Annotated in this window: 13 protein-coding genes; all 13 read right to left on the reverse strand. The window is 43.3% G+C overall.

Annotated features, from left to right (window positions below; genetic code table 11):
* Nucleotides 1-29: 29 nt before the first annotated feature.
* Entirely contained in the window at nucleotides 30-1076 is a 1047-nt protein-coding gene (locus H5336_RS02585; RefSeq protein ID WP_185231151.1) for a polysialyltransferase family glycosyltransferase, read from the reverse strand.
* Nucleotides 1077-1098: 22 nt separating this feature from the next.
* On the reverse strand, nucleotides 1099-1950 hold the full coding sequence (locus tag H5336_RS02590; RefSeq protein ID WP_185231153.1) for a glycosyltransferase: 852 nt from the start codon (nucleotides 1948-1950) through the stop codon (nucleotides 1099-1101).
* Nucleotides 1934-2950 (reverse strand): polysialyltransferase family glycosyltransferase, encoded by a 1017-nt coding sequence (locus H5336_RS02595; protein WP_185231155.1) that lies wholly within the window; start codon nucleotides 2948-2950, stop codon nucleotides 1934-1936. Before H5336_RS02595 ends, H5336_RS02590 begins: the two co-directional genes overlap by 17 nt.
* Nucleotides 2951-2955: 5 nt before the next feature.
* On the reverse strand, nucleotides 2956-4008 hold the full coding sequence (gene pseI / locus H5336_RS02600) for a pseudaminic acid synthase (protein WP_185231157.1): 1053 nt from the start codon (nucleotides 4006-4008) through the stop codon (nucleotides 2956-2958).
* Between the two features lie 7 nt (nucleotides 4009-4015).
* Complete coding sequence (gene pseG, locus H5336_RS02605) at nucleotides 4016-5533, reverse strand: UDP-2,4-diacetamido-2,4,6-trideoxy-beta-L-altropyranose hydrolase (RefSeq protein WP_185231159.1); 1518 nt, start codon at nucleotides 5531-5533, stop codon at nucleotides 4016-4018.
* Between the two features lie 7 nt (nucleotides 5534-5540).
* Nucleotides 5541-6221 (reverse strand): pseudaminic acid cytidylyltransferase, encoded by a 681-nt coding sequence (gene pseF, locus H5336_RS02610; RefSeq protein ID WP_185231161.1) that lies wholly within the window; start codon nucleotides 6219-6221, stop codon nucleotides 5541-5543.
* Nucleotides 6218-7384, reverse strand: coding sequence for a UDP-4-amino-4,6-dideoxy-N-acetyl-beta-L-altrosamine transaminase (pseC, locus tag H5336_RS02615; protein WP_185231163.1), 1167 nt, complete (start codon nucleotides 7382-7384; stop codon nucleotides 6218-6220). The genes pseF and pseC overlap by 4 nt, the downstream gene beginning before the upstream one ends.
* 3 nt (nucleotides 7385-7387) lie before the next feature.
* Entirely contained in the window at nucleotides 7388-8401 is a 1014-nt protein-coding gene (gene pseB / locus H5336_RS02620) for a UDP-N-acetylglucosamine 4,6-dehydratase (inverting) (RefSeq protein ID WP_185231165.1), read from the reverse strand.
* A gap of 16 nt (nucleotides 8402-8417) precedes the next feature.
* The gene (locus H5336_RS02625; protein WP_221627970.1) at nucleotides 8418-9473 is read right to left on the reverse strand and encodes a Wzz/FepE/Etk N-terminal domain-containing protein; all 1056 of its coding nucleotides are present in this window, start codon (nucleotides 9471-9473) and stop codon (nucleotides 8418-8420) included.
* Between the two features lie 124 nt (nucleotides 9474-9597).
* Complete coding sequence (locus tag H5336_RS02630) at nucleotides 9598-9942, reverse strand: MarR family EPS-associated transcriptional regulator (protein ID WP_185231167.1); 345 nt, start codon at nucleotides 9940-9942, stop codon at nucleotides 9598-9600.
* A gap of 126 nt (nucleotides 9943-10068) precedes the next feature.
* Entirely contained in the window at nucleotides 10069-11154 is a 1086-nt protein-coding gene (locus H5336_RS02635; protein ID WP_185231169.1) for an undecaprenyl/decaprenyl-phosphate alpha-N-acetylglucosaminyl 1-phosphate transferase, read from the reverse strand.
* Between the two features lie 115 nt (nucleotides 11155-11269).
* Entirely contained in the window at nucleotides 11270-12769 is a 1500-nt protein-coding gene (locus H5336_RS02640) for a mannose-1-phosphate guanylyltransferase/mannose-6-phosphate isomerase (protein WP_246439005.1), read from the reverse strand.
* 279 nt (nucleotides 12770-13048) lie between these two features.
* Nucleotides 13049-13345, reverse strand: a complete 297-nt coding sequence (ihfB, locus tag H5336_RS02645) for an integration host factor subunit beta (protein WP_185231171.1) — start codon at nucleotides 13343-13345, stop codon at nucleotides 13049-13051.
* Nucleotides 13346-13673: the final 328 nt, after the last annotated feature.

Genomic DNA, 13673 nt, shown 5'->3' on the forward strand with positions numbered 1-13673 from the left:
CCCTATGAGCATCAAGTGGCCGCTCATCCCTAGATATACTCATGAAACATTGACTCCCACATGTGCTTCCTTGTGCAGGACTCTCCAAGCCGCTCCGTAAAATAGGGATACAACACGTGAGTGTTTTCCCTGCTTTTCAATAATGCATACATCAAAAGGGAGGAGCCAACTCCATACACAACAAGATCCTTACTAAAAAGAATCAAAAGCTCCATATTAACTGACTGGGGCAATATTTCGACTGTCAAACCAAACTTCCCAAACCTTTCCATTACCAACCGCTTAAATTCGTTCGACTGAAAAGGGTGAAACTTTATTGCGATTTCCTTTTCCTTGTATCTACCGGAAAGAAACCAGTCTAGAAATTCAGCATACATCTCAATAGAAACAACATTCTGCTCCACTAATGCATCAAAAACAAAAACATTTTTTGCCCTAACCTTATAGCTGACCAACTTCCCAAATCGTTCTGGTACCCGAAGAATTTTTCGATTTGGAGACAGGCTAGTTCGAAAAGAGATTTTATCTAATCCATAACAAATGGATTTACGTATTCCAATATCAGAGTACATGCTGGCGTATGTCGGTAGCCTCTCCACCATAGACGAAGGGAACACTCTAAATATATATTTAACGCAATAGTGCGACCAGTGTATTCTATTGGGAAACTTTTTTAACAAAGCTTTTTCTGAGAGATATGCATCCCCCCCATCCTCAATATAGTGAACCTGCCTGCATTTCTCATGACTTATAAAAACCGAATATATAGGGTTTCGGCAGTGCGGTGCATAATATATGAAATCTTCTCCTCCTATAAATTTATCGACAACATCATCTACAACTTTAATATACTTTCTATTCTCGAAAAATTTCAACTTGTACAAGTTGCGAGGACTATTAAAAGGATGGAGATATATCTGATTAGATAAAATACACGTAAACTTTATACTTGACGGTGCCTCAACACCTCTAAAACAAACAAACAGCACATCTTCAACATTTAATTGCTTAACCTCAACAATAAGCATCGATATCAAAACATTTATCTGGCTATGTATATGGAATATATGTTTCATACTTTATTGCTATCGACTCGAATTATTTTGACCTAGTGAGCCTATAGACTACCCCCCTGAAAAACGACCCAAAAACTCTAACGGAAAACCTAGAAATACTCATCAAAAAAAACATGGGCAAGGAATAATATCTCACCAAATAAAAATATTTCATTACATTGAACTCCATTCTGGCATATTCAAATCCAGCCCTTCGATTATTCAAACCAGCAACGCGCACTTTAACCAACACCTCCTGTATATTGTAGAACTTACACCCGACCATAATCATTGAAACCCATAATGGATAATCCTCAACACCTCGAAAATCCTGATAATTTCCTGCCAACAATACGGCCGACCGCCTAAACATCACTGTTACATGGTTCATCGGACAGTAAAACTTGCTTGAACCTACTATAGACTCGTGTGATTCCTTAACATATCGTTTAGCACTCTCCTGATCTTCCGAATACAAAAACTCGGAAATCAGCCCACCAACAACATCTAATTCCGGGTTTTGACGGAATTTTTCTATTTGAAGCTCAAATCTATTAGAGCAAGATATATCATCAGCATCCATTCTTGCAATCAACTCATTAGAACAGTATGTGACCCCTTTATTAAGGGCAACGGCAAGCCCTCTATTTTCTGAAAAAGAAATTTGCTGTATATTGTTCCCTCGACCATAGAAGGCCAGCCATTTTTCATGCTCATCTGTTAAAGGGCCATTTTTTATTATTACTACCTCATCCGGACACACCGTTTGCTTTACTATACTCTCTAAAGCTCTAGCGAAATACGCAGGGTCATCATTAATATATACAGCCATCAACACACTAAACTTTGGAAAATCTAGTGCTGGCTCCGCTTCTGACTTACAAATCACGTTCATATTTAATTTCGACATATCTATTAAAAATAGCTTTCATAAAACACGGGAAATTTTCAAACTGGAGCTCCGCTAAATTATTCTGGATGGATAAAGATTTAATGCCGAAAATCGCAGATGCCGTTATAAGGCACGTACTATTTATCGACGCCACAGCATAAATATTTTCTTTATTCTGGAAAAGCAATTCTTCAAAACTATGCCCGCCTTCTACCACGACCATTCCATCATAATTAAACTTATTATCCGCCGGGTGCCTCTTCACAATGAAATTGCATGCATTATTCTCAGCATACAAATTGATTTTTTTAATAAAACCTGCGTACTCCAGCTCCGACAGTAGCCCCATATCAACGTATGGTTGAGAGCAAAATATTATTGAATTCTGTGGAACCGTGACCCTTTTTCTTTTTGCGCTTTCTAAATTTCCAACTACAGAAACAAAGGCCTCCTTGTAATCGACAGACACATTCACGTCATTATCTTCAAAGAGTAGAAATCGCTTATTATTATAAAAAAATGAAAGGATCTGATTTGTTACATACGCAAAAGGGAAGAGAATTGCACTTTTACTTAACCTCCCCTTTTCTCTTAAAATTGCACTGAAAATATGGCGAAAACCGCCGTATGCGCCGATCCCATCCTCAATAAAAACAAATTGGATTTCACTTCTTAGCCTGAAGCACCGCCCTAACACGCTCATCGGAAAAAGCCTGTTCGCCGAAACAACCGAAATTTTATGAAGGCAGGCAGATTCACTGGAAATAATCGAGCATACTTCATCTGCAAGAGATTTAGAATTACCGTCGGCGAATAAAATCTCGACCCCGAGTTCTTTGCAATAACTTATATAACTAGGCTGGATAGTTACGCCACCCCAATAACCCTTTATTACGACATGAGATTTTATTAAATATTTTTTTTTACTCTCCAGAAATGTTATAAAATTAAGCAATTGAAACGACGAAGAGACACAACCTACAATTAACTCACTTGGCTTCATTTAAATTACTCAGAAATCATCGTCTCTTTTAAAGATTCGCCACGCAGAACATCTCGTAACGCGACTTTCCCCATCACGTTAGATAATAACTTGGGGGGCATTCCAAAACCAGGGCGTATACTTTTCACATTATCTTCTGTAAATAGCTCCCCCGCTTTTACGTCCTTCACAACATATAATGACCTGCGAAATTTTATATTTCCTTTTTCAGCTTCAGTTCGCTCGTAATTTACTTTACCTAAAGCTGACCACGCTGTTCTAGCGTCCTTACACAATTGTGCCAGTTCTGCAGGTTCAAGTGAAAAGCTGTCGTCGGCGCCACCGCCGTTGCGATCCAAAGTTACATGTTTCTCAACCACACAGGCCCCCAACACAATGGAAGCAACAGCTGTAGCGTTATCAATCGTATGATCTGACAACCCAGAAAAAACATCAAATCGCTTCGATATATCTGCTATTGTTGATAAATTATATTGTTCTGCCGGAGCTGGGTATCCACTTACGCAATGTAGTACAATTAACTCTTCACAACCATTCGCTCTAGCTGTATCCACAGCCTCTTTTATTTCTACATCATTCGCCATTCCTGTAGACAGAATCATTGGCTTACCTGCTTTGGCGACTCTAGCAATCAGCGGTATATCAACCAATTCAAATGAAGCAATTTTGTAAGCAGGTGCCCCAAGCTCCTCCAATAAATCAACAGCAGAGAAATCAAAAGGTGAGCTAAAGATTGTAATCTCTAATTCTTTAGCTTTTTGAAAAAGTGGTTTATGCCATTCCCACGGCATATGAGCACCTTTGTACAATTCATAAAGTGTTTGGCCATCCCACAACCCCCCCCTAATCTGGAAGTCCTCAGAATCACAGTCCATTGTTATAGTGTCATGCGTATAAGTTTGAAGCTTAATCGCATCTGCACCCGCCTTTTTTGCCTCCTCCATAATCCTGAAAGCACGTGAGATATCACCATTATGATTCGCGGATAGTTCGGCGATAATATATGGACGAAATTCTGGGCCAATTTTTCGCCCATCAATACTAATAAAAGGTTTCATTGTCATCTCAAATAATTGGTAATCGTATAAAGCTTTCTTCAGAAACACGCTGATAACCAGCGGCAACAAATAACCGCTGAGAAGCGATATTATTTTCTAACACTGTTGCACGCAGCGTTACTTGTTGATGTATATCGTCAACATTTCGCAGAGCCTGCTTAGCAATACCTTGCCCAAAATATTCTGAATATAGAAAAATAGACACCAAATACTCCGCCCGCCTAACTCTATCCAATCGAACCACGCCAACTGACTCTTGGCTACCAGCCAGGACAACCATATAAAAATAATCACTCTTAGATAGAAGCTTTTGCTTCATCCATTTCTGGTGAGTCTCCCATGCTGGCATTTCTTTTGTGAGTGCAAATTTTCGAGTTTCTGGTTTACACTGCCAAGCATAAACCTGACGAATATCATTTGTCTGAGCACGCCTCAGGAAAACTTTTCTTGCATTATCGGCGAGCAAACTCTTGATGGAATTAGCAACTCGCTTTACACCAAGCCCATCGCACAAACTAAGATTCTTACGTCGATATTTTAGCCTGTGCTTCAGTAGTTTCTGATATGAACCAGTCAATTTTTCATTAATGTTCCCGGGTTCAACCAAAATGGCGGCGCCGGCTTTTACCAAATTGGTCGCAATCACTCTTTGGTTTTCTGCTAACGGAATTATTATACTAGGAACCCCCAAACATGCCCTCTCCCAAGATGTAGTACCTGATGCGCCAATCGATATGGTATGCTCAAGCATAATTTCCGCCATGTTTTCAACAAAACTAATATGGTGAGCCCAGCCTGCCTGCTCTACGCAAAAATTTTTAACACTATCATAGCTTGGAGATTTTTCACTAAGCAAAACTGTGACTTTCGGTTTTTTAGCCCCCAGCAACAGCAGTGTTTTGAGCACTTCGATTGTTACATTGTCTTTATCAATACCGCCCAACGAAACTAAAACACGAATAGCAATATCGTCAAGCTCATCATCTAAAGCCTGCTCTCTTTTCGTGGAAAATTGCGTATTCAGTAAGGCATAATCAGTGCCGGTTAAAATTATACTACCGCTATTCTTAGCAGCATACTCATCCGGACTACGGTACAAAGTTTGATCCACAATAATATCGGCACAATGCTGCCTAACGAGATCATCTATTGCAACGACCTTACAGCCAAGATACTTCTTAACACTCTCTTGCCAATCTTTACCTAAAGCATAATGATCGACAACGACCAAATCTGTGCATTTAATAGTAGAGCAGAAATCTTCCATATCCGATTTGACTGGCACCTGCAACCAAGCCAAATAATCAGCGCTAGTGCGTGGCGTCAACTCCTCTTGGGGCTGCGGCAACTCAATGACAACAAATCCTTGCTGTCGGATATGCTCGATTGAGTCACCATTTTGCGGCCGAGTTACAAACCTAATAGAATACCGCAGCCGCCTTAACTCTTGAGCTAGCACCAAGCAACGCATTACGTGGCCTGAGCCAATATGGATTGATGAGTCTACTCTAAATACTATATCCATACGCCGCTTATAAAACCGAGAAGAGAGCTTCAACTAACTCCCAGTCTTCTGGCGTATCAATATCCTGCACGCGGCATCTCGGCAAAAGAACTACTTCTGAATGCTCAGAGAATATTGTTTTTTTAGTGAGAAAAGCCTTTGTTTTCCCCCAATAAAACTGCCCTGCATCGTGGTAGGCTTCAACTAAATCTTGAGATCTAATATTTGCATACTCATCATCGAACATTCTAACTGCACCTTGCTCCGTCAAGTGAATTGCACGTTGAATCGGAAATGGGAACGTCGTTGCACTAAAGACATACTCAACGCCGGACTCTCTTAATTTAACCAAACCCTGCTTTATGTAGTCAGGTAACATTAATGGGGCTGTAGCGTAGATACAACAAACATATTCAGGGCGAGTACCGTGATCAATAAGATACTGAACTGCATGCTCAATTACATCCATGGTCGTAGCATGATCGTCAGCGATAGAAGCTGGCCTGACAAATGGTACTTCTGCACCATAGGTTTCTGCAACGTGGGCGATCTCAGCATCATCAGTAGAAACAATAATTCTATCAAAGCAGCCCGACATTTTTGCTGCTTCAATGGAGTAGGCAATCATGGGCTTGCCATAGAATGGCTTGATATTCTTACGTGGGATTCGCTTGCTACCGCCGCGAGCGGGAATAATGGCGACCTTCATTTTATTCCCCCTAAAACATCTGTTAACGCGGCCACCACTTCACCCTGCTGCGCTTCGCTCATTAAATGGAACATTGGCAAGGAAATCGCTTCAGCGTAATATTTCTCTGCTTCTGGATAGTCTCCATATTGAAACCCCATATTTTTGTAATAGGGTTGTGTATGCACAGGAATATAATGCAGGTTTACACCAATTCCACGCCCCCTTAACCGAGAAAAGACCTCTTTATGCGGCAACTCTATTTGATCCAGTTTTAGACGAATAACGTATAGGTGCAAGCCTGAATAGGATTTCTCTAGTTGATGAGGTAAAAGCAGAGGGAGGCCAGCCAACAATGTATCATAACGCTTGGAAAGTTGATGGCGACGTGCAACAAAAGAATCCAGCCGCTGCATCTGGCTCACACCAAGAGCAGCCTGCAGCTCTGTCATTCGATAGTTAAAGCCAAGCTCAACTTGTTGATAGTACCAAACACCATGGGGCTCTTCTGTCATTAGTTCTGGAGATCTAGTAACACCGTGACTTCGATAAAGCGCCATTTTATCAGCTAATTCATCGCTATTAGTAAGGGCAGCCCCACCTTCAGCAGTCGTTACAATTTTGACAGGGTGGAAACTAAATACGGTAATATCCGAATAACGGCAGTTGCCAACCGGTTCTTCAAAAAACTTGCCACCAATAGCGTGAGACGCATCTTCAATGATACTGAAACCATACTCTCGCGACAATTCATGTATAGCTTTCATGTCACAAGGCTGGCCACAGAGGTGCACCGGCACCACTACTTTAGGCAGGTTGCCTTGTACTTTAGCCTTTTCAAGCTTGGCTTTAAGTGCTGCCACCGACATGTTATAGGTATTTTTGTCGATATCTACAAAATCTACGGAAGCACCGCAATATAAACCACAGTTAGCCGAGGCAACAAAAGTGATAGGAGAAGTCCATAACCAGTCGCCCTTACCAAGCCCCAATGCTAAACAGGCGATGTGAAGCGCCGATGTGGCGCTATTAACAACCAAGGCATGTTGAGCACCGGTATACTTTATCAAGCTCTCCTCAAATAACGGTCCCTTTGGGCCTTGAGTTAAATAATCTGATTTCAGCACATCCACCACAGCATCGATATCTGCTTGTGATATATCCTGCTTACCGTATGGAATCATTACTTAAATTCCAAATTCAGGGTCTACGTGCTGTTTTATCAGGTCTCGCAGGCTTTCAACCGTTTCCCAATCAGTATTAGTTCCTGAATTGTATTTAAAACCAAATGGAACCTTCTGAGCTTCATGATGCTCGATATACTCTTGTTCAGTATGCGTATAAGAAACGGAGGGAAGAATTGCGTAGTATTTACCCAAGTCTATCGTATTTAACGAGTCTGTATCTGTAATCATCTCTTCGTGAAGTTTTTCACCCGGGCGAATACCCACATCCTTCAGCTCACACTCAGACGCAACGGCCGCAGCAATATCTAGTATTTTGTAGGAAGGGATCTTCGGCACAAATATCTCACCACCTAAATGATTTCCCAGCGCAAACATCACCAGATCAACGCCTGCCTGCAGGGAAATATTGAAACGCGTCATTTCTTTGTGCGTTATCGGTAAAACGCCGTCCTTTTTCCTTTCAAGAAAGAACGGAATTACTGACCCCCTTGACCCCATAACATTACCGTACCGCACCACACTAAATTTAATATCCTTTGAGCCTCGAATATTATTTGCGGCAGTAAATAACTTATCGGATACGAGCTTTGTTGCGCCATACAGGTTAATTGGTGCGCACGCTTTATCGGTTGATAAGGCAACAACATTTTTCACACCACATTGTAGTGCAGCGTGAATTACATTTTCCGCACCATCTACGTTGGTTCTAATGCATTCGGTAGGATTATATTCAGCGGTGTCCACCTGCTTAATAGCAGCCGCATGAATAATAACATCCACTCCCTCACACGCCATAACCATTCGGTCCCTATCCCGTACGTCACCAATAAAAAACCTAAGTTGAGGATAAGATTGAGCTGGATACTTTAGCCTTAATTCGAACTGTTTCAACTCATCCCTTGAATAAATAACTATTTTTTTTACCTGAGGATAACGACTCAGAATAGTTTCAACAAATTTTTTGCCGAACGATCCTGTACCACCCGTTATAAGTACAGCTTTATGATTAAGCATATAAATACCTTTTCTACTATCTGTTTTTGTCTTTAGTCCAAAAATGCCGCACTAACACGACCAGCAGGGCAAGGAAGCCTCCCAAAAGAGTACCCAGCACGCAAACCAGAGGTTTGTTTGGTGAACTCTTTAATTCTGGTGCAACGGCCCCATCAATCGTCTTGAACACATACTCGTCTCGCACCTCGGCAAACATCACCGTTTTCGTTTGCTCCTCAATTAGCTCGTAAAAAACCGCTTTCATATCTGCTATAGACATTCTTTTCAACTGATCTGAAAGATATTCAATACTTTTATTCGCTTCTAAAACATCTCTTTGTTTAATTTCTTCGTTAACATCTAGTATCAGCATATCCACCCACGCTTTCGCCAAAAATGGAGAGTAGTGTTCTATACTTAGCCTCACCAGCCCCGTCTTCTCGTCCTTAGAGACATTCAATAGCTTTATAAATTGCTTATAAGCTTCCAACAGCGAAGGTTCTACTCCTCGCGGAGGTTTTGCTTCTCGCGTCCATTTTTTATTGCGTTCATCATAGATATCTTTATCAATAATTAGTTTATCTTCCCCACGGCCCCATCCCTTAGCGGCCATTAACGGAACCAGTAGATCATGCCGCTCAACAAACTTGGAGATAAATTCTCGGGACTTTAACACCTCTATCGCAATGGTCGTTTTATCACTTCCGCCACCACCAAGGTTTACTCCAGCGAGACTAGCCAGGCCACCTAGACTCCCGGCCATTCTTGCTAGGCCACCACCTGAACTTTCCTCCGAGGGCGCCAGCAACGCTTCTGACTTATATATATTGGGCAGAGATAAGGCATAAAACACAGACGCAACAGCAAACACAAATGTAACAACAATAAGTACCCATTTGCCCTGCCAAATAACATTCCACAGCTCCCGCAAATCAATTTCGTCAGTATCTAGCTGTGACTGATAGCCAAAAGGACCATTAGACCGCTGTACAGCAGCCATTGCAGCAACCCCCTCTAGCTGCTGCTCTATTCGGCCAAGCCGCTTTTCTATTCCCACAGTACTACTACCCGAATCTTCTGATGTTGTTGCCATAACGATTTTTTCTGCTTTTATTTACACATCAACTTTGCTTATTGCACCAATGAACTTGTACTGAGAGTACTCCTCCCCAACAAGCTTCACTATTTTTCTAGATTATCTAGCTTACTCTGCTAGGTTAGTTTTTTCTTTGCGCAAACGCTTCTTTTTTAAGGGAAGCTATCTCATGCTCCAGCTGCTGATACTGCACTTGCTTTCGCTTTAAAAACCGCACAGTGACTTCAGCCTTCTCACTTAAACCTTTTGGCGTTAGCAGATAAACGTAATTGAGCTTCTGTTCTGACCGCGCAAAGTTACCCGCTTTCACCCAGCCTGCCTCTACCAATGCCTTTAAACAATAATTCGTTTTACCCAAGCTAATGCCTACAGCTTTTGCCAGCTCTCGCTGGCTGATTTCTGGGTTCCTCTCCAGTTGCTTTAACAGCTGGTAGCGAAGCTCATCGGGTAATTGTGTTTCGGTCATAAACGAATCTGGATTCTGGATTCTGGATTCTGGATTCTGGAATATACACCCTAATATGCAGTGCGTTCAACCATTGAACGCACTGCATATTAAAAACGGCACTAGATGCCGTTTTTACTTCAAACATTAAGTTGCTTCTGGTGCAAACAAATGCCGCTTACTCCAACGAATAAATCGCCAAGAACGCTGCATTAACAACTGATAAACCACAACAAGCACAAGAGCCGCTATAAACGAAAGCCATTCCGGCAATTGGGATACATAAAAGCTCACCCCAACCACAACAAACGCCCCCTGCACCAGCAGCATAATATACAGCGTTTGCTTAGCCGAAAAACCCGCCCGCATAATAATGTGGTGTATGTGGGTTCTGTCTGGCGCCATGGGCGAACGGCCGCGCTTAACGCGGCGGTACATAATGGTGAACATATCTGTCATGGGCAGCAGTACAAACCACAAGGCGACTACTGGCGAGAAGGCTGCTGCCTTCGCTGCCTGTGGTTGCGAGCCGTATATAAGTAGCACCCCAAGTGAAAGCCCTAGGAACATACTACCGGCATCACCCATAAATACTTTGCCAATGGCCTTATGGGTTGGAATGCCCCATAAGTTAAAAATAAGGAAGGCTGCTGTGGAGCCAATAAAGGTCATACACAGGTATTGAAAGGTGCTATCGCCACTGGCGCCAAATAAGGCCACTAAGCCTATAAAGCTCACCATGGAAATGGAGCCTACGAGGCCGTCCATACCGTCTAGCATGTTCATGGCATTTACCGCGCCCATCAGCGAGAGTACGGCCAATGGGTAGCCGAGCCAGCCGGGGTTTAATTCGCCAATGCCTATTAGGTCGCCAAAGGCGTAGAACTGAACGTCTAACCCATACACAAATATGCAAGAAACTAAAAATTGGCCTACTAGGCGAAAGCGGGCGCTGAGTTGGTAGCGGTCGTCTACCATGCCCATAAATACGATTAAGCCGCCAGCCAATAAGAATAGCCTTATAAATATGGGCTGCTCTACAAACAGGAAGGTTGTTAACAACACACTGGCATAGATAGCCAGCCCCCCTACTAAGGGAATTACGCCTGCGTGGTCTTTTCTGCCGCCGGGTTTGTCTACTAGCTCGGCCCAGTGGGCAATAGGCTTTAGTACTTTTACAATGGTAAAAGCGAGCACAAAGGACACTGCTAGGATGATATAGCCTTTTTCCATGTTTCCTTCACTTAACTCTTTATTAGATTTTCGGTTAGTCTTTGGATTAGTCTTTGGATTAGTCTTTGGATTAGTCTTTCAGTTACTGTTAGCTGAGCTTTAGTTGAGCGCTTAACTAGTCTTTTAATTCGTTTTTAGTTTGCATTTCGGCGGGTGCTACCTGCTCAACCCTTCCGTAGGAGTCGCTAAAGCGTACTATGTCGTCTTCGCCTAAATAGCTGCCGCTTTGCACTTCTATTAGTTGCAGCGTTACTTTGCCGGGGTTATGTAGGCGGTGCTTTTGGCCCAAGGGGATGTATATGGATTCATTCTCGGTAAGCAGTACTTCTTCTTCGCCCTTTTGAACCAGTGCCGTTCCCTCTACCACTATCCAATGTTCAGCCCTGTGGTGATGCATTTGTAATGAAATACTCGCACCGGGTTTTACTTCTATTCGCTTAACTTGATAGCGGCTGCCCATGCCTAAGGAGTCGAAGGCCCCCCAGGGGCGATGCACTTGGCGATGGTGCAAGAATTCTGTTCGGTTTTGTGTTTTTAGCCAGTCCACCACATGTTTAACATCTTGCGTGGTTTCGCGGTTAACCACCAGTACGGCATCATCGCTTTCTATTATAGCGACATTATTAAGGCCTATAGCGGCCACTAACTTTTCTTGTGAGTGAATGAGACTATTTTTACAGTTCTTTACAAATGCGTCGCCCAATATTGCATTGCCGTTGTCGTCTTTTTCGCTGGCTTCCCATAAGGATTCCCAGCTGCCTAAATCGCTCCAACCGGCATCCAACGGTACTACCCATGCTTTGTTGGTTTTTTCCATTACCGCGTAATCTACCGATATACTTTCGCAGGCGGCAAAGTTTTTTTGCTCTAAGCGAACGAAGTCTAAATCTTTGTCGGCTTTTTCTACTGATTGCGTGCAGTGGTTTATCCATGCTCCACCGCTGGCGGCCAATTCTTCTAAAAATTTTTTGGCGCCAAACACAAACATACCGCTGTTCCAGGTGTAGTTACCTGCCGCTAGGTATTGCTCGGCGGTTTCGAGGTTGGGCTTTTCTACAAACTGTGCAATTGCACAACCATCGGGGCCAGAAGTGCCTTGTGCTTGAATGTAGCCGTAACCGGTTTCGGGCTTGCTGGGCACTACGCCAAAGGCTACCAATTTGTTTTGCTGGGCAGCGTTAATGGCGTGTTCTAGCGCGGTGTGGAATGCGTTTATGTTTTTTATCAGGTGGTCTGCCGCTAATACAACCAGTATGGGGTTTTCGTATTGTTGCAGGGCGTAATGTGCCGCTGCGGCTATAGCGGGTGCGGTGTTACGCGCGGCTGGCTCTAATAGAATATGGGCTTTGCTGTTACACACTTCGGTGAGTTGGTCTGCCACCATAAAGCGCTGGTCGTCATTACACACGACTATTGGCGCTTCATATTGGCTTACACGCTTCACGGTGTGCTGAAGCATGGTGAACTCACCGTATAACCTGTGAAGTTGTTTTGGGTAGGCTTTTCTAGACTTGGGCCAAAGCCTTGTGCCGCTACCACCAGAGAGTATTACAGGAACAATTTGCTGTGTTTGGGCATTCTGGGTTGGCATATGCGGTTTTAAGCTTCCTAGCATTGTGTTCTGTTTCACATAACGGGGCGGATTATATCGGAAGTTACCACCGAATTGCTGCAGGAAATTGTAATTACTTACTTTGTTTATTGGTTTTTTTAGTGGGGGTTAAACAATTGTTTAAAAATTGGGCTTTAATGAGTCGCTACGCGACGGTGCGGTGCGCTTCTGGAGCGCCTTCGGCTTCTGGTGCGGGCTTTGCCTGCTGGTGCGCGGGTTTGCCGCTTCTAGAAAAAAGAGAGTTGTTTTGCGGGGGTGCGGGGTTAGTGGGCCTGCTTGGAACTATGGGTTGGTTTGCAGGCTTTCGTTTACGCGGTCGCGCATTTCTTTGCCGGGTTTAAAGTGGGGTACGTATTTACCTGCCAGCTCTACAGATTCACCGGTTTTTGGGTTGCGGCCAATGCGTGGGGCGCGGTAATGAAGGGAGAAACTGCCGAAACCACGGATTTCAATGCGATCGCCGTTGGCGAGGCATTGGGACATATATTCGATGATCAGCTTAACGGCCAACTCTATGTCTTTAGCCGACAGTTGGTCTTGGCGTTCTGCAATTCGCTCTATCAGCTCTGACTTGGTCATAGGCGAGAGGTTAGCTGTGTTAAATGTGTTGGCTTTGATATTCATCCAAAATACGGTTTATATCATTGCGTTAGGGTAATAACTGCATGCAATTATTACAATTATGGGTGCAAGTTATTGTTTATACAACAAAAACTGGGTATTCGCCAGTTTTTGTTGTGGTGGGGGGGAGTTGCTTCGCAACGGTTCGGCCTTCAGCCTGCTGGTGCGGCCTTTGGCCTTTTGGAGGAGAGTTGCTGTCTGACAATAATCCAGCAGCCAACTATCGTCGTTCTCGCGTATGAGGGAATCTAGTGTTTACGGGTTCATTCGCTCTGCTCAAACATGG

Origin of the sequence: Teredinibacter franksiae (genome assembly GCF_014218805.1) — a bacterium.
Lineage (GTDB): Bacteria > Pseudomonadota > Gammaproteobacteria > Pseudomonadales > Cellvibrionaceae > Teredinibacter > Teredinibacter franksiae.